This is a genomic window from Kushneria sp. EE4 (assembly GCF_977968315.1).
In genome coordinates this window covers 1121959-1148474 of record NZ_OZ386212.1, presented here as the reverse complement: position 1 = coordinate 1148474, position 26516 = coordinate 1121959, and the positions used below count along the sequence as shown (strand labels likewise).

The following is a 26516-nucleotide window of genomic DNA, read 5'->3' as shown; positions in this document are numbered from 1 at the left end:
TTGATGACTGCAGGAAAAGGATATCAAAGAGGATGACAGAAGCCACACGAATTTCAGCTACCATTTCTCCGGAAGGCAGTCTGGAGGTGCTCTCGCAGCAGGAAGTCAATCGCCTGCGTGACACTTCATCCAACGGCATGCATGACGTATTGCGCCGCTGCGCACTGGCCATTCTGAACTACGGCACCATGGTCGATGACAGCTGCAGTGTGCTTGAGACCTATCACGACTTTGATATCGAAGTAATCCAGCAGGACCGCGGCATTCGCCTGAAGCTGACCAATGCGCCGGCTCATGCCTTTGTCGATGGCAGCATGATTCGCGGGATCCGTGAGCTGCTCTCTTCTGTCCTGCGCGATGTGGTCTATGTCTCCAACGAGATCGAAAAGCATGGCCGCTTCGACCTGGAATCAGCCGAAGGCATTACCAACGCCGTATTCCATATACTGCGCAATGCCGGCGTCATGAAGCCTTCCCGGGATCCCAATCTCGTGGTCTGCTGGGGCGGCCACTCCATTTCGCGCGAAGAGTACGACTACAGCAAGTCGGTCGGCTATCACCTGGGCCTGCGCGACATGGACATCTGCACCGGTTGCGGCCCGGGCGCCATGAAAGGGCCAATGAAAGGCGCCAATGTGGCACACGCCAAACAGCGTCGCCGCAACAGCCGCTATCTGGGAATTTCGGAGCCGGGCATCATCGCTGCCGAATCACCCAACCCGATCGTCAATGAACTGGTCATCATGCCGGATATCGAAAAGCGCCTTGAGGCCTTTATTCGAGTCGGCCACGGCATCATTATCTTTCCGGGCGGCGTGGGCACCGCCGAAGAAATTCTTTATCTGCTGGGTGTACTGCTGCATCCAAACAATACGGACATTCCCTTCCCGATCATCTTTACCGGGCCTGCCGGCAGCGCCGACTACTTCCGACGCATCGATGAGTTTATCGCGTTCACACTCGGCGCCGAGGCACAAAAGCACTATCGCATCATGATTGATGATCCGGTCGGCGTTGCACGTGCCATGAGAGAGGGCATCGAGGAGGTCACCACCTTTCGGCGCGAGCATCAGGACGCCTTCTACTTCAACTGGCGCCTTGATATCCCGGAGGACTTTCAAAAGCCCTTCACTCCCAACCACGACTCGATGGCCGGACTGGCACTTCACCGCCGCCAGAACGTGCATGATCTGGCGGCCAATCTGCGCCGCGCCTTTTCAGGGATCGTGGCCGGCAACGTCAAGGAACAGGGAGTACGCGCCATCGAAAGGCATGGTCCCTTCCGGCTCAATGCCGAAAGTGAACTCATGCAACCCCTGGATGACCTGCTGACCTCTTTTGTCGCCCAGGGCCGCATGAAATTACCGGGCACCGAATACGTACCCTGCTATACGCTGAATACGTAAAGCGCTATCTATCCCGAAGGTGGCGCTACTGCTGTGCAGGGCGCCACCAGCCGTAAAGGGTATGCAGCAAAAGCCCAAGGATCATGGCTCTGGGCAGCCACTGATACCAGAACTGCGCCTGTCCCGTGACCAGATGCCATAGCGCTGTAGCCACCACGCTGGCCAACAGCCACAGCACCAGGCGCTTCAACGACCGGGCGACATCAGTTCTGACACTGCTTGAGGCGCGTTGCCACAAAATGGCGGAGACCACCACCAGCGCCGCTACGCCGCCGCACACCAGTACCAGCCGTTCGTTATCGCGAACGATATAGTAGCCCGGCACTGCCATCAGCATGGTGAGTGCCAATCCCAGCAAAATGGAAATTCGCTCGCCGCTGGCCAGTAACCCCTGACGATTCATGAATGTGCTTCCAGCCACTGCTCTACCCATGGCAATGCAGCATCATCGGCCATGGGGGTTTCCGAGGCGTCCACTTCCAGACGCTCTCCGACACGCGTGGCGCCCAGGGCGGTCAAAAGCTCATCCAGTTTGCGACCGGCACCGCAAAAACTCTCTTCGTAGCTGCTGTCGCCCATGGCGATCATGGCGTAACGAACCCCATGAAGTGACGGACGCTGCTGCTCGAGAGCGCTGCTTAACCCGGTAAAATTGCCGGGATAATCGCCACGTCCCGTGGTGGAGATGCAAAAAAGCGCCAGATCCGGCTGAGGATCGATCAGTTTATCCAGTGTTGGCGTTTCATGGATCTCGACGCCGTAACCCGACGACTCGAACAGTGGCGCTATCTGCTCGGCGACATCCAGCGCGCCGCCATAAACCGTTGCAACATAAATTCCGACATCAGGCATGAGTTTCAGTCACCCGCATTAAATTTCGAGAATGGTAACACAGGGCGTTTAACGCTTTCCCGGCCGCCAATATATAAAAAAGCCCCGCCTTGGGCGGGGCTTTTAACCAGTAACAGCCAACCATTCTGGCTGTGAATACGCCAGACAATCAGGCCTTGTCGCGTTCCTCCACCAAAGCCTTGAGCTTTTGGCCGGGCCGAAACGTCACCACTCGACGCGCCGATATCGGAATTTCCTCTCCCGTCTTGGGATTACGACCGGGTCTTTCACGCTTGTCGCGCAGATCAAAATTGCCGAAGCCTGAAAGCTTTACCTGTTCGTTTTCCCTGAGACACCCGCGGATTTCATCAAAAAACTGCTCGACAAGCATCTTGGCTTCACGTTTTGAAAAGCCAAGCGACGTGTGCAGATGCTCTGCCAGTTCAGCCTTGGTCAACGCACTCATTATCCGACATCCTGTAGGAGACAATATCCCGCCACCGCATTCAGTTACGCAGCAACGCGCCAAAACGTTCCGAGGAAACCGCGACAATATTGTCAATTGTCTGATTGATTTCAATATCTGTCAGCGTGCGCGAAGGATGCTGCCAGGTCAAGCCCAGCGCCAGGCTCTTGCGCCCTTCCTCAACGCCGGCGCCCTGATAGACGTCGAAAAGACGAAGATCCGTCAATGCCTCCCCGGCCTGCTCACGAATCAGGTCCAGCAGTGACTGCACCGGCAGCGCCTCATCCACCAGCAGCGCCAGATCGCGCCGGACTTCCGGTTGACGAGACAGCGGAGTAAAGGTGGCAAGCCTGCCCTGCTGCAGGGATTCAAGCTCAAGCTCGAAAACGTACACTTCTGGCTTGATTCCGAGCTTTTCCCTGACCGCAGGATGCAGCGCACCTGCCCAACCGACATGCTGATCACCGCGCATGATGCGAGCGCACTGCCCGGGATGGAGCGCGTCATGCTCACCCGGCTCGAAGCGCCACTCGCTTTCGACGCCACCCAGCGCGAGAAGCCGTTCAACGTCGCCCTTGATATCAAAGAAATCGACGTTGTCCTTGCGGCTCGTCCACCCTTCCGGGTCTCGCGTGCCGCAGATCATTCCTCCCAGCATGGGCGTTTGCGTCAACGCATCGATATCGCCCTTGAAAACCAGCCCTGTCTCAAAGAGACGAACACGCTGCTGCTGGCGATTGAGATTATGCAAAAGCGCCCGGCACAGGCCCGACCACAGACTCGAGCGCATGACGGACATGTCGCTGGAGATGGGGTTGGCAAGCGTAGGCGTCACGGTTACCGGATCCAGTGCCTGCTGCAGCTCCTCGGAAACGAAGCTGTAGGTAATGGCTTCCTGGTAGCCACCCGCTACCAGATGCTGGCGAATGGCATCGAGAGAGACCTTCGTCCCATCTTCGCGACGCGGGGCCAGGTTGGTCTGCGGATACCTTACGGGCAGGCGGTTGTAGCCGTGAACGCGCGCCAGTTCTTCAACCAGATCCTCTCCCAGACGCACATCAAAGCGCCATGCCGGCACACTGACATGCCAGACGCCCTCCCCCTGAGCCACCAGGGTCATGCCCAGGCGGGTCAGGATGTCGCTGATCTCTTCTTCATCGAGCGCCATGCCCAGAATCCGGCTGACGCGCGCGGCGCTCAGGGTGATCTGGCAAGTCTCGGGCAGCGCCTGCGCATCCGTCTGCTCGATCACCGGTCCGGGACGACCGCCGGCCAGCTCGACAAGCAGTTTTGTTGCCCGCTCAAGTGCACGCACCTGCAGCGTCGGGTCAACGCCGCGCTCGAAGCGATGCGAGGCGTCCGTATGCAGACCGTACTGGCGAGCCTTCCCGGCGACAAAAAGCGGGGCAAAGAAGGCAGACTCCAGCAGCACATGACGTGTCTCGCTGTTGACGCCCGAGCGCTCGCCGCCCATGACACCGGCAATGGCCAGCGGGCCATCCGCATCGGCAATCAGCAGGGTATCGTCTGCAAGCTGAACATTTTGCCCATCAAGCAGCGTCAACGTCTCGCCGGCACGAGCGTTGCGCACTTCGATAGCCCCCTGGAGTCGATCCAGGTCGAAGGCATGCATCGGCTGGCCCAGCTCGAGCATCACATAGTTGGTAACATCCACCACGATATCGATGGCGCGCAGACCACAGCGGCGCAGATACTCCTTGAGCCACAGCGGAGACGGCGTACTGACATCCACATCACGTACAACGCGCGCGCTGTATCGTGGACAGGCGTGGCCATTTTCAAGGCGGACATCGAAGCGCTCGTCGATCTGCTCTGGCACGGCAGCAATTTCGGGCGGTTTGACCTCGACGCGGTTGAGCACACCGATTTCGCGCGCCAGCCCCATCACGCTCAGGCAATCGCCACGGTTGGGCGTCAGGTCCACATCGATGCTGTGATCGTCCAGCCCGAGCCACTGCCTCAGGTCTTCGCCAATGGGGGCTTGCTGTGGCAACACCCAGATGCCCGGCGACTTTTCTTCGACCAGGCCCAGCTCGGACTCGGCACAGATCATGCCATGAGACGCCACGCCTCGAAGCTTTGCTTCCTTGATGGCGAAATCACCGGGAAGCACAGCGCCGGGTCGGGCCAGCGCCACTTTTTGACCGACATCCACATTGGCCGCGCCGCACACTACCTGCTGAAGCTGCCCGCTGCCATCATCAAGCTGGCAGACACGAAGACGGTCAGCGTCAGGGTGCTGAGCGGCCTCTTTGACCTGTGCAACGACGACACCTGTGAACGGGGGTGACACCGGTTCAACGGCGTCAACTTCCAGTCCTGCCATGGTGATCTGATCGGCAATCGCCTGCACGTTCTGCGCTACATCAACCCATTGACGCAGCCACTGTTCGGAAACTTTCATCTTGCCTCGCTATACCGAAACGGGTTACTGAAACTGGCGGAGAAAGCGCAGATCGTTGTCGAAAAAAAGACGCAGGTCGTTGACGCCATACCGCAGCATCGCCAGACGCTCAACGCCCATGCCGAAGGCAAAACCGCTATAGCGCTGCGAGTCTATACCCACATGGGCAAACACGTTGGGATGCACCATGCCGCAACCCATTACTTCCAGCCAGCCGGTATGAGAGCAGACGCGACACCCCTGACCACCACAGTTGACGCATTGAATGTCGACTTCTGCCGAAGGCTCGGTGAACGGGAAATAGGAGGGGCGAAAACGAACATCGAGCCGGTCACGCTCAAAGAAGGCTTTCAAAAAGGCCTCGATGGTTCCCTTGAGATCGGCAAAGCTGACATTTTCATCCACAAATAGCCCTTCCACCTGATGGAACATGGGGCTATGGGTCAAGTCGGAATCATTACGGTATACCCGGCCCGAACATACCAGACGCACCGGTGGTTCCTGATGTTCCATGGTTCGGATCTGAACCGGAGACGTATGCGTGCGCAGTACATGGCGCGCATCAAAATAGAAGGTGTCGTGCATGGCACGCGCTGGATGATGGGCCGGTATATTCAGGGCCTCGAAGTTATGATAATCGTCCTCGATTTCGGGACCTTCCGCGATATCATAACCAATATTGGCAAAACACTGCTCGATGCGGCGCAGCGTCTGGGTAATGGGGTGAAGGCCTCCCGAAGACTCGCGTCGACCCGGTAGCGTCACATCCACCTTTTGTGCAGCAAGCCTTGCGGCCATGGCACTGGCTTCCAGCGTCGTCCTTTTGGCTTCCAGGGCGCTTTCGATCTGCTGCCTTGCCTGATTGATGACCTCGCCGGCAGCAGGACGTTCCTCGGGCGGCAACTTTCCCAACCCTTTCAGCAAAGCCGTCACTTCACCCTTTTTTCCAAGGTAGTGGACACGAATGTCTTCCAGTGCCCTGATATCTTCGGCAGCGTCTATGGCGTCGACCGCCGTCGCTACTACTGTGGAGAGATGCTCCATCCGTCTTGCTCCATGAAAAACGGCAGATTGCAGATACCCGGGAAGCTCTGCACGTTGATCCTGTTATCAGGGATCTGACGATAAATTGCTGCCACACAAAAAAACAAGGGAAGAGCAACGGCTCTTCCCTTGTAGCATTTCGGCAGGTGAAATCGGATCACCCGTACCGTCAGGCGGCCTTGGCCTGCTCGACGATAGAACCGAAAGCCTGCTTTTCGTGAACGGCCAGATCTGCAAGGATCTTGCGGTCGATCTCGATACCAGCCTTTTTCAGACCGTTGATGAAGCGGCTATAGGACATGCCGTGAGTGCGAGCTGCAGCGTTGATACGTGCAATCCACAGCGCACGGAACTGGCGCTTTCGCTGACGGCGGTCACGGTAGGCGTACTGACCGGCCTTGATGACCGCCTGCTTGGCAACACGGAAAGTGCGCGAACGAGCACCGTAGTAGCCTTTTGCCTGCTTCAGAATCTTCTTGTGACGACGACGAGCGACGACACCACGCTTTACACGAGCCATGAAAACCTCCTGACTTCAGTTGTTTGAATCGACTTAGATATAAGGAAGCATGCGCTCGATCAGACGACGATCGGCATCATGGATCTGCTTCATACCGCGCAGCTGACGCTTACGCTTGGTCGATTTCTTGGTCAGGATATGGCTGCGAAAGGACTGCTTGTGCTTAAAGCCCTTGGCAGTGCGCTTGAAGCGCTTGGCCGCACCGCTGTTGCTCTTGATTTTCGGCATGAGAATAACTCCGCACGATATTTTTTAGAAAACCCGAGGCCAGCGTGCCGAACCATGGCAAACCTTCTGCGATAGCATCAACACGCTCGTTAACCTGCCCGCGGATCACTTTTTCCTGGGGGCCAGCATCATGATCATTTGCCGGCCTTCCATCTTCGGACGCGATTCTACAACAGCAAGGTCGTCCAAGTCATGCTCTACGCGCTCCATGAGCTTGCGTCCGATATCCTGGTGCGCCATTTCGCGACCGCGGAATCTCAGAGTGACCTTGCCCTTATCGCCTTCCTCAAGGAAACGGGTCAAGTTCTTGAGCTTGACCTGGTAGTCGCCTTCATCGGTTGCAGGCCGGAATTTGACTTCCTTGATCTGGATCTGCTTTTGCTTTTTCTTCTGAGCAGACTTCTGCTTTTTCAGTTCGAACTGATGCTTGCCGTAATCCATGATCTTGCAAACGATCGGATCGGCATTGGATATCTGCACGAGATCAAGCCCAGCTTCTTCAGCCTTGGCAAGCGCCTCATTCATGGGCACAACACCCAGCTGCTCGCCCTCGCTATCGATAAGCCGAACTTCATCCGCACGGATGCGGTCATTTATGGGTGCGCGCTTTTCCTGAGGGCGCCCACGTTGGTTATTTCGCTTGATCGTCAAGTCTCCATTGCTGAAAAGAAATGCTGCTATCCACGCTCGTTATTCAGTCTGGCAAGAAATTCGGAAACTGTCATCGTCCCGAGATCCTCGCCAGTCCGCGTTCTGACAGCAACGCTATCCGACTCCACTTCCTTATCGCCGACAACCAGCAGATAAGGCACCTTCTGGAGTGTATGCTCACGAATTTTAAAACCGATCTTCTCATTCCTCAAGTCTGACTTGACACGAAGACCGGCTTGTTGCAAACGCTCGGTCAGCGCCGTGGCATAGGTTGCCTGTGCATCGGTGATGTTGAGCACAACAATCTGCTCTGGTGCAAGCCACAGCGGCAGCGCACCGGCGTGATGCTCCAGCAGGATACCGATAAAGCGCTCGAAGGAACCGATAATGGCACGGTGAAGCATAACCGGTGTATGACGGTTGCCATCTTCACCCACATATTGGGCGCCGAGACGGCCGGGCATCATGAAATCAACCTGCATGGTGCCCACCTGCCACTCACGACCAAGACAGTCGCGCATATGATACTCGATTTTGGGCCCGTAAAAGGCGCCCTCACCGGGCAACTCCTGCCACTGAACGTCGCACGCCTTTAACGCAGCGCGAAGCGCGCCTTCAGCCTTGTCCCACTCTTCATCGCTACCGATACGCTTTTCAGGGCGCAGAGCGATCTTGACGTCGATATCGTCGAAACCGAAGTCCTCGTAAACCCTGAGCGCCTGACGATGAAAATCGGTGACTTCCGGTTCAATCTGCTGCTCGGTGCAAAAGACATGACCATCGTCCTGAGTGAAGGCACGCACTCGCATGATGCCGTGTAATGCACCCGAGGGCTCATTACGATGACATCCGCCGAACTCTCCATAGCGAATGGGCATTTCACGATAGCTGTGAAGGCCTGAGTTAAATACCTGTACATGCCCGGGACAATTCATCGGCTTGAGCGCGTACTCTCGCTTTTCCGATTCGGTAAAGAACATGTTTTCCGAGTAATTATCCCAGTGGCCGGACTTTTTCCAGAGGCTGACGTCCATGACCTGCGGACAGCGAATTTCCTGATAGCCACCGCTGCGATAAACGTTTCGCATGTACTGCTCGACCGCCTGCCAGATGGCCCAGCCTCGCGGATGCCAGAAAACCATGCCCGGCGACTCTTCCTGCTGATGAAAGAGATTGAGCTGACGCGCCAGTTTACGGTGGTCACGCTTTTCTGCTTCTTCAAGTCGCTTGATATAGGCGTTAAGCTGCTTTTTGTCCGCCCAGGCCGTACCATAAATACGCGTGAGCATGGTGTTGGCAGCATCACCTCGCCAATAGGCGCCGGCCAGCTTCAAAAGCTTGAACGATTTTAGATGCCGGGTATTGGGAACATGAGGTCCCCGGCACATGTCGATGTATTCCTTGTGATGATAGAGCCGGATGGTCTCGCCTTCGGGAATGCGGGAAACGATATCCTGCTTGTAGGGCTCGTCTCGCGCCACGAAGGTTTGAAGGGCCTGATCACGGTCAACATACACTCTTGAAACGTCATATCCTTCATCGATCAGCTCACGCATGCGCTTTTCGATCTTTTCAAGATCATCACTTGAAATGGACTGTCCGAAATCGATGTCGTAATAAAAACCGTCATCAATGACAGGTCCGATGGCCATTTTGGCGTCGGGATAAAGCTGCTTGACGGCATGCCCGATCAGGTGCGCGCAGGAGTGGCGAATGATCTCGAGCCCTTCCTGATCCTTGGCAGTCACGATGGCAACTGACGCATCATGATCGACGATATCGGCCGTATCGACCAGATGGCCATCGATTTTGCCGGCTACGGCAGCCTTTGCAAGGCCGGTACCGATGGACTCGGCAATCGCCATGATGGATACGGGGGAATCAAATTGACGCTGACTACCGTCAGGAAGTGTGACGACGGGCATAGGAGTTCCTTCCTTGTTTCAGTGGTGACCGCTACCAGGAGTCACTTGAGGCATTACATTGTCAGCAGGGCACAGGGAGTGCACCCGGAAACTGGCAGGCGTGGGGCAAGTTATCAAGCCGGAGCGCAAACTAGCAAACAGTGATGAATCACGTCCAGTCAATCACTGGAAATTGATAAAACTGCCGGCACTTGTCGAGAAATATTTACATAAAAAAGAGGGCGCCGAAGCGCCCTCTTTTGTCAGATGGCAATCAGCAGAAATTACTGATTGTTGCCACCGTTCTGGCCTGTACGATCCATCACCTGACCGTTTTCACCCAGCGGATGAACTTCGGTACGACGGTTTTCTGCACGACCTTCAGCAGTATCGTTGCTGGCTACCGGACGCTCTTCGCCGAAGCCGAGGGCTTCCATGCGATCAGAGGAGACGCCCTGAGAGGCCAGGTAGTCACGAACGGAGTCCGCACGACGCTGAGACAGATCCTTGTTGTAGGAAGCGCTACCAACAGAGTCGGTGTGGCCTTCCAGACGAACACGTACCTGTTCGTTGCTGTTGAGCTTCTCGGCAACGTCGTTCAGGGTCTGTTCGGCGTTGGAAGTCAGCTGTGCAGAGTCAAATTCGAAGTTGACGTCGCGCAGTACCAGCGCTGCCGGGCAGCCCAGAGCGTTGACCTGAGTACCGGCCGGAGTGTTCGGGCACTGATCCTGATAGTCCGGAACGCCGTCACCGTCGGAATCCAGCGGGCAGCCGCGCGAATCAACCTCTACACCAGCCGGGGTACCCGGGCACTGGTCGAGGTAGTCCGGCACGCCGTCACCGTCGGTGTCGATCGGGCAGCCCTTGGCATCAACGGCTACGCCTGCCGGTGTGTTCGGGCACTCGTCACGAGAATCCGGCACGCCGTCATTATCGGAATCCAGTTCACGGCTGTCGCCACCCGAGCAAAGCAGAGCAGCTGCTGTTGCGCCGGCAGTTGCACCGATAGCGGCACCCGTTTCTTCGTCGTCGTTGCTGCTGACACCGTAACCGAGGCCACCACCGATCAGGCCACCGGCCAGACCGCAGACGAAAGGAGAAGAGTACCAGGAATCACCGCTGGACGAAGCACCGGAAGATTGAGAACCTGAGCTGGCGCAGCCGGCGAGACCCATGACGAGAGCAGATCCCAGCAGCAAGCCAGTTGTTGATTTATTCATGCAAGACTCCTTCTTTTTTGCAACGCTAGGGCAACGATGTTGTTACTAAGCGGTTCCGAGTATAGGCAACGCCAACAGCACTAGAAAGTTTTTCTTGTATTGAAAAGAAAAGCATATCAAGAGCATTGGAGCCAGCTTGTGACCACCCTGCTTTGGTCTCTCGAAACAACCACACGATGCCATGATGAAAAACGCGTCACTGGCAATCCATTGTGACGTATTCGAACACTGTTTTCGCACTGAAAGCGGTGAAAGTCAAACCCTGTTTATTGCATTGATTAAATTTCAGGGTAATTGCGTCGAACTTCAAAAAAATGAATCTTCTCGAAACTATGGATCATTACTGTATTACAACGTGGTTTGTCCGATCGACCAGTCTGCGAGCCGCCTGCAAAATACCCACTTCGTGTTTGCTGACAACTTCCAGTCTCTGACGATCTTCCTGCATTCTTTCGCGCGCCGTCAGGGTTGAGCGGGCCTGGTGAGTATGTAGATGAGAGGTATCGTCACTCACCTGCGCAATAACAGCCAGTTCGCTGTCTTCCCACCAGCCGGCATCGAGAATATCAATCATGACCCGAGCGCGCAGACACCCCTCTGCCAGGTCCATCTGACCTTCCTGCATCGCCCGGCCTATTACGTTGAGATTGGACAGACACTGGTATTCGGCCTGCGCCTTCTCCTGTTCCTGAAACTGCTTGCGTCGACGCAGTTCGCGAGACATCCGCCAGATAATTGCCAGCAACACGCCAACAATCACAAGCGCCATGCATAAAAGCGTGATCGCCCAGGCTTGTGACACGATTAACAATACTCCCTTGACGTGAATTCGATCATTAGCGCCATAACAATTCTCCGGCTTGATAATATCGCCAGCCAGAAACGGTATTCACTATCCGGTAGCGGATTCGGCGCCAAGTGCCCTGAATGCAGCGACCAGTTTTTCCTGCTGACGCGCATGGGAATAGTTTCCTGCCAGACTTGAAAGCTCCCTGCTCAACGCATCACGCCCGGCGCTGTCTTCAAGAAGCCTGCGCGCACTTTGCGCCCACCCTTTGACGTCCATGGCGTCCAGAACCAGTTCAGGATAGCGATCCTCCAGAAGTTCTGCACAGCCGACTTCGGACGAAAGCATGATCGGCGTACCACACGCCATGGCTTCCAGCGCGACACGACCGAACTCTTCGATATGGGCAGGCAGCATGAAAATATCCAGTGCACCGTAGAGTCGTTCGACTTCATTGACAGTCGAGCGCCAGGCAAACCGCTCGGCAACGCCGAGGGTTTCAGCCATTTTCTGCCAGGGAGAAGCGTCATCCTTGCCGACTACAAGAAAGCGACAGCGGTTGGGCATCAGCCTGTCCAGCTCCGATGCCAGCTTTATAAAGCCGTCCACATTACGCTTTTTGAAGTTTCCGGAAGTGACTACCCCTATTAAAAACTCTCCGGGCGCCACTCCCAGCGATTGACGCACCTCTTCTCTATTAATACGGGCCCGCTGAGGATGAAACTGTTCAGGGTCATAGCCCGGGTAGCTGATATCGATCCTGTCAGGGGCAATACCGTAACGACTCGTCAGGTCGTTTCCCATCATCCTTGAGTTGACGGCGACACGACGAAAACGCTGCCCCTTGAGGACATGATCATGAATGGCGGCGACCTCATGATCCTCGGGTAGTGCACAACCGTATATGGCCTGACTGGCCAGATGCACACAGTTATGCAGATACACCACATCGGGCGTTTCCACATCACCATGACTTATCAAAAGATCTGGCGAATGTCGCCGCGCCCATGCCTGGACACGGCGATTGAACCAGAAGCGTCGACGGGCCCCCTTGAAAGGCCAGCGCCGTGTCCTGACCAGTCGAGCGCCTGCACGCGCCACCAGATCGGCATTGCCTCGCTCGGCAATAATCACGACCCGATACCCCAGCGTGATCAGCGCTGCCGTTTGCTCAAGCGCATTCCGGCTGGCACCTGTGCTTTTTTCTACCTGGCGGATGGCAATGGCCGCCAGCGGTGTTGCATGTTCTGTCATTCAAAAGGCACTCAAACAGCGATATCAGCGAACGTGCCTCACTGGCAAAATCAACGTTCACGATGGCGATCCTGAATCAGCGCTCAAGCTCATGCGGCCCAAGCACTGCGCACATCATGGTATCATGAAGCACTATCCGGGCCAGTCGTCCCACAAGTACCGATTGCGACTCATGCTCGACTCAGGAAGATGTTGTGTCCCTGTAACCGTCGGGATTTTTCTGCTGCCAGCGCCAGGTATCCGCCATCATTTCCTCAAGGCCTGCCTCGGCAGTCCAGCCGAGAACCCTTTCAGCGTGAGCCGGGTCAGCGTAACAACGAGCGATATCACCGGCACGACGGGGGCGAATTTCATAAGCAACCTCTCGGCCGCTGGCTTTTTCAAAGGCCTTCACGACTTCCAGCACGCTGTACCCCTTGCCGGTGCCAAGATTGAAAGTATGAACGCCATCATGGCGGGACAGGTAATCAAGGGCCATCAGATGCCCCTTCGCCAGATCCGTGACGTGGATATAGTCACGAACACCGGTACCGTCACTGGTATCGTAATCGTTGCCGAATACGGACAGCACTTCTCGGCGACCAATCGCCACCTGACTGACAAAAGGCACCAGATTGTTGGGGATACCATTAGGGTCTTCACCGATCATGCCGCTGTCATGCGCGCCCACCGGATTAAAATAACGCAGTACGGAAATACGCCACTGCGGATCGGCTACGGCAAGATCGCGCAGGATTTCTTCGACCATCAGTTTGGAACGGCCGTAGGGATTGGTGGCCGCGGTAGGGAAGTCTTCACGGATGGGCACCGATTCAGGATCGCCGTACACGGTAGCTGAAGAACTGAAAACGATCGTTTTCACGCCGGCGCGTGACATGGCCTCACAAAGCACCAGCGTGCCATTGACGTTGTTATCGAAGTAGGCAAGAGGTTTCTGGACGCTTTCACCCACGGCCTTGAGGCCGGCAAAATGAATGACCGAATCGATATCATTGTGCTCAAAGATGTCATCCAGCAGTGCCGCATCACGAATGTCGCCTTCTACCCAGCGCGCTTCCCTGCCGGTCAACGTATTGACCCGGTCCAGAGATTTCTGACTGGCATTGCAGAAATTATCCAGCACCAGAACATCCTGGCCTGCTTCAAGCAGTGCCAGGACCGTATGCGACCCGATATAACCTGCCCCGCCGGTGACAAGAATCATTTACCTTCCCCTGTATCCTGAATCAATAAAACGGCTGAATGAATACTGTTCTGAAAAGGTGCACCAGCATTCATGGTCGACGAAAGGCGCAAATACAATCGTCTTATATTTCATTATAAACATGAATAAAGTCGAGGATTTATGCTGATCCATCGGTTGGCTGTACTTTAACTCAACTCCTGTTACCGAGAACAAATAATGCCTGATACGACGACGGATACCGACAAGCCATCTTCAGGCAAGGCACCTGTCATTGGTCTGTGGCTGGGGCTGGCATGGATCGTGATGGTGCTTGTCGTGCCGGCACCGGGCGGCATGTCAGGCAGCGCCTGGCACTGTGTCGGCCTTGCCCTTTTGATGGCCACCTGGTGGTCAACCGAGGCGATTCCGATCCCGGCGACCTCCCTGCTTCCCATTATTCTCGCACCTGCCATGGGTATCGGCAGCCTGAAAGACGTTACCTCGGCCTATGCAGACCCGATCATTTTCCTGTTTCTGGGCGGTTTCCTGCTGGGCCTTGCCATGCAGCGCTGGGATCTCCATCGCCGTATTGCATTGCGAACCCTCATCGTCGTGGGGTCTGACCCCAAAAGGCAGATTGGCGGTTTCATGCTGGCAACCGGGTTTATCAGCATGTGGGTCTCCAACACGGCAACAGCCATCATGATGCTGCCCATCGGTACTTCCGTGATCGCCCTTATTTCCACCAGCAATGAAGCTGAAGTGCGCCGGTATGCCACAACCCTTTTGCTGGCCATTGCCTACTCCGCCAGCATCGGGGGCGTCGCCACTCTGATCGGTACCCCCCCCAACGCTCTGCTGGCCGGCTATCTCTCCAATAACCAGGGAATCGATATCGGCTTTGCACAATGGATGGTGGTCGGTCTGCCGGTATCAATTGCCATGATGCTGCTGGCCTGGTGGTGGCTCACAAGACAGAGCTTCGACCTTGAGCAGAGCGACGCCGGTGACAACCTGCTGAAAGAGGAGCTTGGCAAACTGGGTAGCATGAGCTCTGCTGAAAAGCGGGTCGGCATTGCTTTTTTGCTGGCAGCCGCCGCCTGGATTCTTCGACCCCTGCTCAATAACCTCGGCCTTGACTGGCTCAGCGATACAACCATTGCCATGACCGTAGGCGTTGGGCTTTTCCTGATGCCGTCCGGGAGCAGCAAGAAAGACAAGCTCATGGATTGGGAAAGCTCGGCGTCACTGCCCTGGGGAGTTTTGCTGCTTTTCGGAGGCGGACTGGCACTGGCAGGCATTATTCAGAGCTCCGGGCTTGCCTCCTGGATCGCCGAGCAGCTGTCGCTTTTCTCGATTTTCCCGCTGGTCGGTCTGATCGCCATCGTGGTTCTGGTCATCATTTTCCTGACAGAGGTCACCTCCAACACGGCAACTGCTGCGGCCTTTTTGCCACTGCTGGGGGCACTGGCCATCTCATTGGGTCTCTCGCCGCTGCTGATTACCGTTCCGGCTGCCATCGCCGCAAGCTGTGCCTTCATGATGCCCGTGGCAACACCGCCTAATGCGATCGTGTTTGCAACCGGACAGATGAAGATCCAGTCCATGATTCGCGCCGGGTTGTTTCTTAACCTGGCCGGCACGGTGATCATTACGCTGATGGTATACGCACTGGTCTCACTGCTCTGGTGATCTGTGCCGTATGGAGCTCAAAGGCCGCCTATAGAAGGCGGCCTTTTTTGTGATCGTTTTTGAATATAGCGACAATAAAACCTTAAATATTGATTAAGAAATTTTTCGAAATTAAAATAATATTAAGTTTCGCGAATTCCATCAGCCCGGCTGTATCGGAAATGCATGGATTCGCAATTTTTGTGCCAGAGATGCTTATGCATATTTCACACTATATCGGTCTAAAGGGTGCAGGCGGCGCCGAGCTGCTTTTTTCGGAGTTGAGTAACGTGTGGGCACGACGCGGGCTGACACAAAGCGCTCTGCTTCGTAGCGCTCCCATTCATCGGGAAGTCGCCAGAAGGCTTCCTGATTCACTTCTGACCATCGACTATAAGCGCTGGAACGGCATCAGGGTTCCTGCCACCCCTTCCTTTATAAGACGAACCTGTCTACGCCAGACCATGGGTCAGCTTCCAGAGCCGGATATCTTTTTGAGCTGGTCAAATTTGCGTAACAACCCGGCCCTTAAAAAATCCTCACCCTATATTCATTACGAACATGGCGTTGGCTGGATCCATAAAGTGGACAAGGAAGGACAACGTTTTCTGAACAATGCAGCGGGTTTTATTTGTGTTTCGCATGCCGCCAGGCGCGTGCTGGAGCTCAAATGGGGGATTGAAAACAGATCCATTGCCGTTGTGGCCAACCCGCTTCGCAACAGCCTGACCACCAAACCGGAGCATCACCTGCCACTTGAAGGCAGAGCAATACGATTGGCCTTCGCCGGCAGACTCACAGCCATCAAGGGCTTGACTATTACTCTTCACGCGCTGGCTCTGCTGCTTCAGGGTGGCATCAATGCAGAACTGCATATTGCGGGCGATGGCTCACAACGCACCACGCTGGAACAGCAGGCCGATAAGCTCGGCATTTCATCGTCCTGTCATTTTCACGGCTTCGTGGCGGATACGCGGGATTTTTTCAGCAGGATGGATATTGCCCTGTTTCCATCCATTCGAGAATCGTTCGGCATGGCCAGTCTGGAAGCCAGCGCGGCCGGGTGCCCCGTCATTGCAAGTCGCATCGATGGTCTGCCGGAAACGATATGGGAAGGCCACAGTGGTATTACCCTGCCCTGCGAAAACGATCCGAGACGTTATTATGACAACAACATCATGGCCCAGCTTCCCGAGCTGGTTTACGACCCCGACCTGGATCAACTGCGAACGCCCGGCGTCGTTGATCCTTCAAGGCTGGCCGATACCATTGGCATGCTGGCTACCGATACACAGCGCCTGAATGTCATGCGCCGGCACGCCATCGAACATGCCGCACATTTTAACGATCTGCAGCAATACGGGGATCAGCTGTTCAGCCATGTTTGCCACATCGCGTCGGCCACCAATAGACACGGCAGTAACCACCACGCAACATCACTACCATGAACGTTATAAACACCACACTGCCCTTGCATGAGATCACGTCAGTGGCAGAGATCCTGCCATCTAGGCTGTCGGCCTTTTCAGAGCAGCTGACACTACAGCTGACATTTCAAATCAATCACCATCGCTGGCGGCGCACCGCGCCCTTTGTGACCGTACACATCGGCCAAAGAACCGTGTCGTTTTCGATGCATCGACAACACCGGGAAGCAGCGCTGACCATGATGCTGGCCCGGACAGAGGTAGAAAGCCCACTGAGCTTTTCATTCAGGGGTTGCAAACCTGTGGGGACGCACGCAAGCGTTACGGTCGCTTCTCGGCCAGCGCTTGATGATGGCCCCATCATGATTGTCGCCCCACACCCGGACGATGCCGAAATTGCCGCCGGCGGACTTTATAGCGCTTACGCATCGCAGACTCGCATCGTGACGCTCTCGGCCGGTGAACTGCTTCGCAAACTGGATCGTCAGTATATTGCCGGGCTTGATGATGACCTGACAGCCGCCGGACGACGAAAAGGGACGGTGAGAAGCTGGAACAGTGTCGCAACGCCGCTTCTTTCCGGCGTTGCCTTCGAGCACTGCCCGGTGCTGGGCGTGCCCGATGGGCATGGCTGGGAAATCATGCATGACAATGCATCAATCGAGCCGATCCTGCCGGTCAATGACGCGCGTCGATTCAACACACTGTCTCTGCCCTGCGATGGTGCCGAGTCTCTTGGCCGTGATGACATCATCAGGGATCTCGGGTATCTGATCGAGTACTGGCAACCTGCCACAATACTGGTTACAGACCCTGAATATGATCCCCATGGCGACCATCGGGCAGCGGCAATGGCGCTTGCCAGAGCGTTGCAACAGAGTCATTTCAGACCAGCGCGTATTTTACTGTACGCCAACCATTACCGGGACACCCATCCGCCCGGCCCCGCCTTTCAGCCGGCATGGACGCCCTCGCCGGAACTACGAACCCTGTGTTTCCACCGGCCGACCCCCTATCTGTTTTGTCTTGACAGGGAAGCGCAACGACACAAGGCACTGTTACTGGATGCCATGACCGACCTTGCAAGACGTGATCGCCCACGCCAGATCAGAAGAAAAAAACGCAAGGAAGGGTTTGAGCCATCGCTTGCGCCAGACAGGGATCGCTATTTCCAATGGGCCGTTCGCAGTAGCGAGTACTTCCAGATGGTCGAGCCGGAAGACTTTATCGAAGGCGCCAGAGAGCTGCCGCCGGGCTGAAACCCGGCGACAATCAGGGTACAGCTCAGGTAACAAACAAAAAGCCCTTTATGATCAACGCATTGGCAATATCGATCAGGAATCCGCCGACCACCGGTACGATGATAAAGGCAAGCCTTGAAGGCCCGAATCGCTCGGTAACCGCCTGCATGTTGGCAATGGCCGTCGGTGTTGCTCCCATGGCAAAGCCGCAATTGCCCGCGACCAGAACCGCGGCGTCGTAGCCGCCGCCCATCACCCTGAAAGTGACCTGGGTGGTGTAAAAAAAGACCAGTGCGACCTGCACCAACAGGATCACCAGCATCGGCAGCGCCAGATTGGCGAGATCCCACAGTTTCAGATTCATCAGCGCCAGTGCCAGAAACACGGAAAGTGCCACGTTACCGACCGTGTTATTGGCATCATCATTGACATGATAAAGACGACTGATACGCAGGAAATTGCCGATGAGAACGCAGGAGAAAAGCACCCACACAAATGTCGGCAGGCTAAAGGGCGTATCTTCAAGCACGCCATGCAGAAAGGTACCCGCAACAAGCCCCGCGAAGAGACAGCACAGCACGCGAATCATGCTGCCGACATCGGTTCGCTCATCCTTGCCGGTAAGGTCGGCGACATCTTCCTGATTGTCGCTTTCAAGAGACATCCCCCTTTTTTGAGCCCGGCGAATCAAAAACGACGCCGTCGGGCCGCCGATCAGAGAACCAAATACCAGACCAAACGTTGCGGCTGCCATCGCCAGTGCCATGGCGCTTTCCACGCCGTAGTTATTGGTAAAGACCTCTGCCCATGCCGCACCGGTGCCATGTCCACCCGACATGGTGATCGACCCGCCCAGCAGCCCCATCACGGGTGACAGACCAAACAGCGTTGCGATGCCGACGCCCACAATGTTTTGCAGCACCAAAAGCCCGACCACAAGCGCGAAAAAGACCAGCAGCCTTGAACCACCGGCACGAATCAGACCAAAGTTGGCGGAAAGACCGACCGAGGCGAAAAAGACCAGCATGAAGGGCTCCTGAAGCCCGCCAAAGAAGTTGATTTCGATGCCGAAGGCTCGTAGTACCGTAATGACAAGCGTGGCAAGCAGCCCTCCCACCACGGGTACCGGTATATTGAACTCACGCAGAAAGCGCACATGCTTGACGCACTGCTGGCCAATCACCAGCACCACAATGGCAATAAAAAGCGTTGTTATAGGACCAGGCGTCATGATGGTTCCTGTAAGTTATTGATGTCATACACTGTAACGCCAGAAAGGCAGCCCCGAGTATAAGTCATTAGCCCCCTGTGAACCCAGCTCGTCTACTCCGCCCCGACCCCTCTACAACGCCGGCGTCATGCGAAACCGCCTCTTTCGTTCGACTAAAGTCGCCTGCCTCATGCAACAGTAAAGCCTGATCAGGCACTACGTTTGTCGAATAACTACTAACGACGAGATCGCAATGAACCAAGATAAGCAGGAACAGCCTCCCGGCATGGGTGCCCGAATCGGGCTTTGGGCGGGCCCGATCTGGGTGGTGGCAACCCTGCTGCTGCCTTCCCCGGGTGACATGTCGCAGGAAGCCTGGCGCTGCGCCGGACTGGCGTTGCTGATGGGCACCTGGTGGGCCACACAGGCCCTGCCGTTGGCCATAACGGCCCTGCTGCCGATATTCATGGCGCCGGCCCTTGGCATTGCTGAGCTTGATGATGCGGTACCGGCCTATGCCGACCCCGTTATTTTCCTTTTTCTGGGCGGCTTTCTTCTCGGGCTATCGATGCAGCGCTGGGATCTGCACAAGCGCATTGCGCTCAGAATCATGCTGATCATGGGGCAAAACCCTCGCCGTCAGATCGCCGGATTCATGATGGCCACCGGCTTTCTGAGCATGTGGGTGTCCAATACGGCCACGGCTGTCATGATGCTCCCCATTGCCACCTCCGTCATGAGCCTCCATGGCCATACCGACAGCGAAGGCACGCGGCGTTATGGCACCGCCCTGCTGCTTGCCATCGCCTACTCCGCCAGCATTGGCGGTGTGGCCACGCTTATCGGCACACCCCCCAATGCGCTGCTGGCAGGCTATCTCTCGTCGCAGACCGATATGCAGATCGGTTTCGCTCAATGGATGAGCGTGGGTCTACCGGTTGCCATTGTCATGATGCTCATCACCTGGTGGTGGCTGACACGTGGCGATATCTCGACAGGAGAAGAAGATTCCGAAAAGGGTCAAAACCTTCTCAAGCAAGAGATGCAAAAGCTGGGGGCGCTCAGTAGCGCCGAGAAGCGGGTAGGTATCATTTTCATGCTGGCAGCCATCGGCTGGATTACACGCCCTCAACTCAATGCGCAGGGGCTTGGTTGGCTGGACGACACAACCATTGCCATCATGATCGGCACGCTGCTCTTTCTGGTGCCTTCCGGGACAACCGGGGGCCGGCTGATGACATGGGAGGCGGCCTGCAAGATGCCCTGGGATGTGCTGATTCTGTTCGGGGGCGGTCTGGCCATGGCCGGCATTGTTCAGGATACGGGGCTGGCCGAGTGGATTGCCGAACAGCTGACACTCCTGAGCGTGCTGCCCACTCTCCTTTTGATCGGCTGCATTGTCCTGATCATCAAGTTTCTGACAGAGATCACCTCCAATACGGCCACTGCCGCAACCTTTTTGCCGTTGCTGGCCGCCACCGCCGTCTCCCTGGAGATGCCGCCGCTGCTGATTCTGGTCCCTGCCACCATCTCGGCGGCCTGCGCCTTCATGATGCCGATTGCCACACCCCCGAATGCCATCGTGTTTGCCTCCGGCCAGCTGCGCATCACCGACATGATACGAAAGGGCCTTTTCCTGAACCTGGTCAGCACGCTGGTCATTACCGGGCTGTGCTACGTCGTTGTAACCTTTCTCTGGTGAAGCATTTTCGATTCGAGATGACAGGCGCCGGACCCTGTCACGTTGCATCGCTCTATAAAAATGGGGTCGCCGCTTGCGCGGCGACCCCATTGAGTCACTTATCCTGTACCGGGTGTCAGCAACGGTCCTAGAAGGTTTCCCACTCATCGGCATCGCTGGTCGTCGCTGGCGCCTTATAGCTCTTGCCTTTTGCCGGCGTTTTGAGCTCGGCGCTCGACCTGGGCGCCGGCGAGCGTGTTGCAGCCGGAGCAGATGATGGCTTGTGATGAACAGGCTTTTCCATCACACGGCTGGCCATCGGTGCGACAGCCTGCCCACGTGCGCCACTACCGGACACCTTGAAAAACGCGACCTGTTCACGCAGCACGCGCGCACTGTGTTCCATGGAGCGGCTGGCCGCCGCGGCTTCTTCTACCAGCGCCGCGTTTTGCTGGGTGACGCTGTCCATCTGCGAGATGGCCTGGTTGACCTGATCGATACCGGTAGACTGTTCGCGGCTGGCCGCAGCGATTTCGGCCACGATATCGGTCATCTTGTTAATGCTTTCGACAATGCCGCCCAGCGTCTGGCCCGAACGGGTCACCAGTTCGGTACCGTTGGCCACCTTGCTGACGCTATCATCCACCAGTGTCTTGATCTCGCGGGCGGCCTCGGCACTGCGGCTCGACAGCGTGCGCACTTCACTGGCCACGACCGCAAAGCCACGACCCTGTTCACCGGCGCGTGCCGCTTCTACCGCAGCGTTAAGGGCCAATAGATTGGTCTGGAAGGCAATCGAGTCGATCAACCCGACGATCTCGGCAATCTTCTGGCTCGAGGTACTGATTTCACTCATGGCCTGAGTGGTCTGATCCACAACCTGGCTGCCGTCACGCGCCTGCTGACGCACGTTGAGTGCCAGCTGGTTGGCCTGCGCGGCGTTATCGGCGTTTTGCTTGACGGTCGAGGTCATCTCTTCCATCGAAGCGGCGGTCTCTTCAAGGCTTGCGGCCTGCTCCTGGGTACGACGCGACAGATCGTCGTTGCCCGAAGCAATCTGACTGGAAGCCGAACCCACCGACTCAGCGTTGACACGAACATCGTTGACCACATGCGCCAACTGTTTCTGCATCGCCCCCAGACTGTGCAGCAGGGTGGCAAACTCGTCACGCCCCTTCACCTCGATATGATTGTCCAGCTCGCCCTGAGCGATGGACTCCGAAACCTCGCTGGCACGCTTGAGCGGTGCCATGATGCCGCGAATCAAAAACCAGGCGATGGCAGTCATGAGAACAAGTGCCAGCACAATGGCCGCGATAATCACGCCCATGGAGCTTGAGGCACCTGCCAGACCGTTGCTGTAAGAGCTTTCGGCTTGCTGAGCGTTGATATCCAGAAGACGCTCAAGCTCTGTCGACAGACTTTCAAAGTTCTCGCGCGTTTGTTGAATCGCAGGCGTGAATTCAAAAGTGCCCTGACTCATGTCGCGCCCTACCTGCTGATACAGCGTCCAGTAGGTCGTCAACAAGGGTCCCAGTCTGTCGGCTACGGCTCTCTCTTCAGGGGAGGTTACCTGAGTTGTGCTGTACGTTTGCCAGAGGCGGTCTGTTTCGTTTTTGTACTGCTGCTCATAGTTGCTCACAAGCGTGGCAGCAGTCTGGGGGCTTCTATCGGCACGCGCCTTGAAGGAGTCAATTCGTGACCAGCTGATGTTTTTCCTTATGCTTGCCAGGTTCTGAAGGGGTAATACATTGGTCTTGTAAACCGCTTCAAGATTACTATTGCTGCGCTGCATGCCAAACATGCCGGCAGCGCCAATGATGACCATGAAAATTCCCATGATAACCATGGTGGCCACAAGCTTATATTTCACACTGCGATTCAGGCCGAACATGCTGACCACTCCCAAGCTGACATGATGGGGCGACCAGAACGGCCGCGTGTGTCTTATAACGGCCAGACAGCAGGCTTCTGAAGTCTGGCTGATACGCCTTGATAAAAATAAGGGCCGCCCTTGCGGGCGGCCCTGTTCAACTATCGTGGTCGCAGGCGGTTTAGAACGTTGCCCACTCATCGGCCGTTTCGGGCTCGCTCTTGCGCATCGGGGCGGCCTTTTTCTCGACCATGGCAGGTCTTTTCAGCGCGCTCTGTGGTACATCGCTGTATTCGCTATTCGAGCGTGTGACCGCAGTGGGCGTAGAGATTCGTACCGGATTTTCCTGACCCACCTTGAAAAACGCGACCTGTTCACGCAGCACGCGCGCGCTGTGCTCCATGGAGCGACTGGCCGCCGCGGCTTCTTCTACCAGTGCCGCGTTTTGCTGGGTGACGCTGTCCATCTGCGAGATCGCCTGATTGACCTGATCGATACCGGTGGACTGCTCACGGCTGGCCGCGGCAATTTCGGCGACGATATCGGTCATCTTGTTAATGCTTTCGACGATGCCGCCCAGCGTCTGGCCCGAACGGTTGACCAGCTCGGTGCCGTTGGCCACTTTGCTCACGCTGTCATTGACCAGCGTCTTTATCTCGCGAGCCGCGTCGGCACTGCGGCTCGAGAGCGTGCGAACTTCACTGGCCACGACCGCAAAGCCACGGCCCTGTTCGCCGGCGCGAGCCGCTTCAACAGCGGCGTTAAGCGCCAGCAGATTGGTCTGAAAGGCGATCGAGTCGATCAGCCCGACAATCTCGGCAATTTTCTGGCTTGAAGTGCTGATTTCATTCATGGCAAGCGTGGTCTGCTCAACGACCTGACTGCCATCACGTGCCTGCTGGCGCACGTTGAGTGCCAGCTGATTGGCCTGCGCGGCGTTGTCGGCATTTTGCTTGACAGTTGAGGTCATCTCTTCCATTGAAGCAGCCGTCTCTTCAAGGCTTGCGGCCTGCTCCTGGGTGCGACGCGACAGATCGTCGTTGCCCGAAGCGATCTGACTGGAAGCCGAACCCACCGATTCGGCGTTGACGCGCACGTCGTAGACCACATGGGAAAGCTGCTTTTGCATCGCACTCAGGCTATGCAGCAGCTTGGCAAACTCGTCGTGTCCTTTCACCTCGATGTGGTTATCCAGATGGCCCTGAGCGATGGATTCAGAGATCTCGCTGGCCTGCTTGAGTGGCGCCATGATGCCGCGAATCAACAGCCAGGCGATGCCTCCCATGGTCAGAAAAGCGATGCCGATAACAACCAGGATCGAAACAAGAGATACCTCTGAGCTCTGAGTGCTGCCGAGATAGGCATTTTCTGCCTCTGTTACGTTGAAACCAAGCGTACTGCCCACGCCATTGGCAACCGTTTGAAAGGTCTCACGGAACTGGTTCATGTCACCTGCGGCCGGAAAATTGCCTTCAGCCATATTGCTCAGAAACCGTTCATAGTGTTGCCAATAGGCCGCCAGAGCCGGGGTAATGCTGGCCTCAAACGCCCGCTCTTCGGGAGAGTCGATATAACGGTCCGTGTAGGTCTGCCAGAGCTGGTTGAGCCTGTCGCGATGATCACTGCCGTAGCGAGAGAGCAACTCTCGGGCAGCATCAGCGTTTTCATCGACCTGGATGCGCATGAAATCGACCCTTGAGGCATAAATACCCGCCCTGATGTTGGCCAGTACCTGCATGGGCAAAACATTTCCGTTATAGACGTACTCAAGATTCCGATCGGCCGACTTGATGCCCAATATTCCGGCAACGCCGATGGCCAGCATGATCAGCGCTGTCATGACGACATTGCCTACAAGTTTGTATCTAACGCTGCGATTCAGAGCCGGCATGATAGGATTCCCTGACAGAAACATCTGATTGATAGTCGAGTTCCTATCGGCACATCAGGAAAATATGTTGATAACATTTGATACATAAATATTAATGAAAGTACCTTTCCCAATAGCCCTGGACGCTTTTCATTACGGTCATACAAGCGATAGCGCCGGTTAAAGGACATACGGCTCACAGTGACAGACGGCTTTTTTCCCGCCGTCACCCGAGCCGGGCCGCCATTTTTACGAACAAGATATAAAGGGGCGACATACGATGAGCACACTCCACGCACTCCGGGGCATGACCCTGCACTTCAATGACGATCCGGGCACGGGTGATACCCCTCGAGAAGACAGCGTGGCGTTTCACGAAGATGGCATGGTGCTTGTTCAGGATGGCCGCATCCTGCAAAGCGGTCCGGCACAGGCACTTCTGGAAACACTCCCCGAAGGCACCCCTGTCGAGCACTGGCCGGATCAGCTGATCATGCCGGGCTTTATCGACCCGCACCTTCATTACAGCCAGCTTGATATCACGGCCTCCTACGGCCGCCAGCTGCTGGACTGGCTCAATACCTATACCTTTCCCGAAGAGTGTCGCTTCAGCGACCGCGCCTACGCCGACGAGATCGCAAGGGCCTTTCTGGAACAGCTGCTGGCCAACGGTGTCACCACGGCGCTGGCCTTTTGCACGACCCACCCGGCCTCCGTTGACGCCCTGTTCAGTGCCGCCTTTGAGCGCAACATGCGCATGCTGGGCGGCAAGGTCATGATGGATCGCAATGCCCCGAAGGCACTGTGCGACACGCCCGAAGGCGGCGTGCGCGACAGCCGCAGGCTCATTGAGCAGTGGCATGAGCGGGGTCGATTGGAATACGCCATTACGCCGCGCTTTGCCCCCACCTCGACGCCGGAACAGCTGGCCGCCACCGGGCGCCTTTTGAGCGACTATCCCGGCATGGTGATGCAGACGCATCTATCCGAAAACCACCAGGAAGTGGACTGGGTGGCCTCGCTGTTTCCCGAAGCGCGTGACTATCTGGATGTCTACTCGCACTATCAGCTGGTGCGTCCGCGGGCCATTTTTGCCCATGGCATCCATATTGATGACGATGTGCGTCAGCGCCTGGCCGATGACGGGGGTGCCATCGCTTTCTGCCCGAGCTCGAACCTGTTTCTTGGCAGCGGGCTTTTTGACTGGCGCAGTGCACGCGAGCAGGAGGTTCGAGTGGGCATTGCCAGCGACATCGGTGCCGGCACCAGCTTCAGCCCCTTCCAGACCTTGCAGGATGCCTACAAGGTCGGCCAGCTCTCGGGCCAGCCTCTGACGCCCTGGCAGGCCTTTTACGCTCATACTCTGGGCAATGCCCGCGTGCTCGATATCGATCGCCACGTCGGCAGTCTGGCCCCCGGCATGGAAGCCGACATCACCGTTATCGATCCCCGCGCAACGCCGATGCTGGCGCGCAAGGATCGACATGACCCCACGCTCATGGAGCGGCTTTTCAACCTGATGATTCTGGGTGATGAACGCTGTATCAGCGCGACCTATGTCATGGGCCAAAAGCGCTACGCCGCCAACAATAAATGATGCATCGGCGGCCTAAGCGGTCGCCATACCCGCCCGGGGTCAGGC

At 56.4% G+C, this 26516-nt stretch carries 22 protein-coding genes; 6 read left to right on the top strand and 16 right to left on the bottom strand.

Translation table 11 applies throughout. From position 1 onward, the window contains the following. Nucleotides 1-32: 32 nt before the first annotated feature. The gene (gene ppnN, locus ACXMYO_RS05240) at nt 33-1406 is read left to right on the top strand and encodes a nucleotide 5'-monophosphate nucleosidase PpnN (RefSeq protein WP_438767285.1); all 1374 of its coding nucleotides are present in this window, start codon (nt 33-35) and stop codon (nt 1404-1406) included. Between the two features lie 25 nt (nt 1407-1431). On the opposite strand, the gene ACXMYO_RS05235 is transcribed toward ppnN, so the two are convergent. The 13 genes from ACXMYO_RS05235 to galE all read right to left on the bottom strand — a co-directional run bounded on the left by ACXMYO_RS05235 (nt 1432) and on the right by galE (nt 13940). Beyond that, complete coding sequence (locus tag ACXMYO_RS05235; RefSeq protein WP_457808020.1) at nt 1432-1809, bottom strand: hypothetical protein; 378 nt, start codon at nt 1807-1809, stop codon at nt 1432-1434. Then, complete coding sequence (locus ACXMYO_RS05230) at nt 1806-2258, bottom strand: flavodoxin domain-containing protein (protein WP_457808019.1); 453 nt, start codon at nt 2256-2258, stop codon at nt 1806-1808. Before ACXMYO_RS05230 ends, ACXMYO_RS05235 begins: the two co-directional genes overlap by 4 nt. A 148-nt stretch (nt 2259-2406) precedes the next feature. Next, nucleotides 2407-2703: an integration host factor subunit alpha gene (locus ACXMYO_RS05225; RefSeq protein ID WP_086622906.1), complete on the bottom strand. Its 297-nt coding sequence runs from the start codon at nt 2701-2703 to the stop codon at nt 2407-2409. A gap of 40 nt (nt 2704-2743) precedes the next feature. Further along, nucleotides 2744-5128: a phenylalanine--tRNA ligase subunit beta gene (gene pheT / locus ACXMYO_RS05220; RefSeq protein WP_457808018.1), complete on the bottom strand. Its 2385-nt coding sequence runs from the start codon at nt 5126-5128 to the stop codon at nt 2744-2746. A 24-nt stretch (nt 5129-5152) separates the two neighbouring features. After that, entirely contained in the window at nt 5153-6172 is a 1020-nt protein-coding gene (gene pheS / locus ACXMYO_RS05215) for a phenylalanine--tRNA ligase subunit alpha (RefSeq protein ID WP_438767281.1), read from the bottom strand. Between the two features lie 169 nt (nt 6173-6341). After that, entirely contained in the window at nt 6342-6692 is a 351-nt protein-coding gene (rplT, locus tag ACXMYO_RS05210) for a 50S ribosomal protein L20 (RefSeq protein WP_086622909.1), read from the bottom strand. 33 nt (nt 6693-6725) lie between these two features. Continuing rightward, nucleotides 6726-6920, bottom strand: coding sequence for a 50S ribosomal protein L35 (gene rpmI / locus ACXMYO_RS05205; protein ID WP_086622910.1), 195 nt, complete (start codon nt 6918-6920; stop codon nt 6726-6728). Between the two features lie 105 nt (nt 6921-7025). Continuing rightward, nucleotides 7026-7571, bottom strand: a complete 546-nt coding sequence (gene infC, locus ACXMYO_RS05200; protein WP_115853214.1) for a translation initiation factor IF-3 — start codon at nt 7569-7571, stop codon at nt 7026-7028. 26 nt (nt 7572-7597) lie between these two features. After that, nucleotides 7598-9496, bottom strand: a complete 1899-nt coding sequence (thrS, locus tag ACXMYO_RS05195) for a threonine--tRNA ligase (RefSeq protein ID WP_457808017.1) — start codon at nt 9494-9496, stop codon at nt 7598-7600. 263 nt (nt 9497-9759) lie between these two features. After that, complete coding sequence (locus ACXMYO_RS05190; RefSeq protein WP_438767279.1) at nt 9760-10695, bottom strand: OmpA family protein; 936 nt, start codon at nt 10693-10695, stop codon at nt 9760-9762. 340 nt (nt 10696-11035) lie between these two features. Then, the gene (locus ACXMYO_RS05185) at nt 11036-11497 is read right to left on the bottom strand and encodes a DUF2489 domain-containing protein (protein WP_438767278.1); all 462 of its coding nucleotides are present in this window, start codon (nt 11495-11497) and stop codon (nt 11036-11038) included. Nucleotides 11498-11587: 90 nt separating this feature from the next. After that, nucleotides 11588-12736 (bottom strand): glycosyltransferase family 4 protein, encoded by a 1149-nt coding sequence (locus ACXMYO_RS05180; RefSeq protein WP_457808016.1) that lies wholly within the window; start codon nt 12734-12736, stop codon nt 11588-11590. 181 nt (nt 12737-12917) lie between these two features. Beyond that, nucleotides 12918-13940 carry a UDP-glucose 4-epimerase GalE gene (gene galE / locus ACXMYO_RS05175; protein WP_457808015.1) on the bottom strand — a complete coding sequence of 341 codons (1023 nt, stop codon included), beginning with the start codon at nt 13938-13940 and terminating at the stop codon, nt 12918-12920. Nucleotides 13941-14138: 198 nt separating this feature from the next. Between galE and ACXMYO_RS05170 the strand changes: the two genes are divergently transcribed. The 3 genes from ACXMYO_RS05170 to ACXMYO_RS05160 all read left to right on the top strand — a co-directional run bounded on the left by ACXMYO_RS05170 (nt 14139) and on the right by ACXMYO_RS05160 (nt 18258). After that, nucleotides 14139-15593, top strand: coding sequence for a DASS family sodium-coupled anion symporter (locus ACXMYO_RS05170; RefSeq protein ID WP_438767275.1), 1455 nt, complete (start codon nt 14139-14141; stop codon nt 15591-15593). A 197-nt stretch (nt 15594-15790) separates the two neighbouring features. Continuing rightward, nucleotides 15791-17020, top strand: coding sequence for a glycosyltransferase (locus tag ACXMYO_RS05165; RefSeq protein ID WP_457808014.1), 1230 nt, complete (start codon nt 15791-15793; stop codon nt 17018-17020). Between the two features lie 341 nt (nt 17021-17361). Further along, the gene (locus tag ACXMYO_RS05160) at nt 17362-18258 is read left to right on the top strand and encodes a PIG-L family deacetylase (protein WP_457808013.1); all 897 of its coding nucleotides are present in this window, start codon (nt 17362-17364) and stop codon (nt 18256-18258) included. Between the two features lie 25 nt (nt 18259-18283). On the opposite strand, the gene gltS is transcribed toward ACXMYO_RS05160, so the two are convergent. Next, a complete protein-coding gene (gene gltS, locus ACXMYO_RS05155; protein ID WP_457808012.1) occupies nt 18284-19471 on the bottom strand; it encodes a sodium/glutamate symporter in 1188 nt (395 codons plus the stop codon). Between the two features lie 232 nt (nt 19472-19703). Here gltS and ACXMYO_RS05150 point away from each other — a divergent pair, with 232 nt between their 5' ends. Continuing rightward, entirely contained in the window at nt 19704-21152 is a 1449-nt protein-coding gene (locus tag ACXMYO_RS05150) for an SLC13 family permease (RefSeq protein ID WP_457808011.1), read from the top strand. Between the two features lie 127 nt (nt 21153-21279). Here ACXMYO_RS05150 and ACXMYO_RS05145 read toward each other — a convergent pair whose 3' ends face one another. Together ACXMYO_RS05145 and ACXMYO_RS05140 are read right to left on the bottom strand one after the other, a co-directional pair. Beyond that, a complete protein-coding gene (locus tag ACXMYO_RS05145) occupies nt 21280-23025 on the bottom strand; it encodes a methyl-accepting chemotaxis protein (RefSeq protein WP_457808010.1) in 1746 nt (581 codons plus the stop codon). Between the two features lie 160 nt (nt 23026-23185). Next, nucleotides 23186-24895 (bottom strand): methyl-accepting chemotaxis protein, encoded by a 1710-nt coding sequence (locus ACXMYO_RS05140; RefSeq protein ID WP_457808009.1) that lies wholly within the window; start codon nt 24893-24895, stop codon nt 23186-23188. Between the two features lie 259 nt (nt 24896-25154). On the opposite strand from ACXMYO_RS05140, the gene guaD reads away from it, so the two are divergent. Then, complete coding sequence (guaD, locus tag ACXMYO_RS05135; protein WP_457808008.1) at nt 25155-26471, top strand: guanine deaminase; 1317 nt, start codon at nt 25155-25157, stop codon at nt 26469-26471. The last annotated feature ends 45 nt before the right edge of the window (nt 26472-26516 follow it).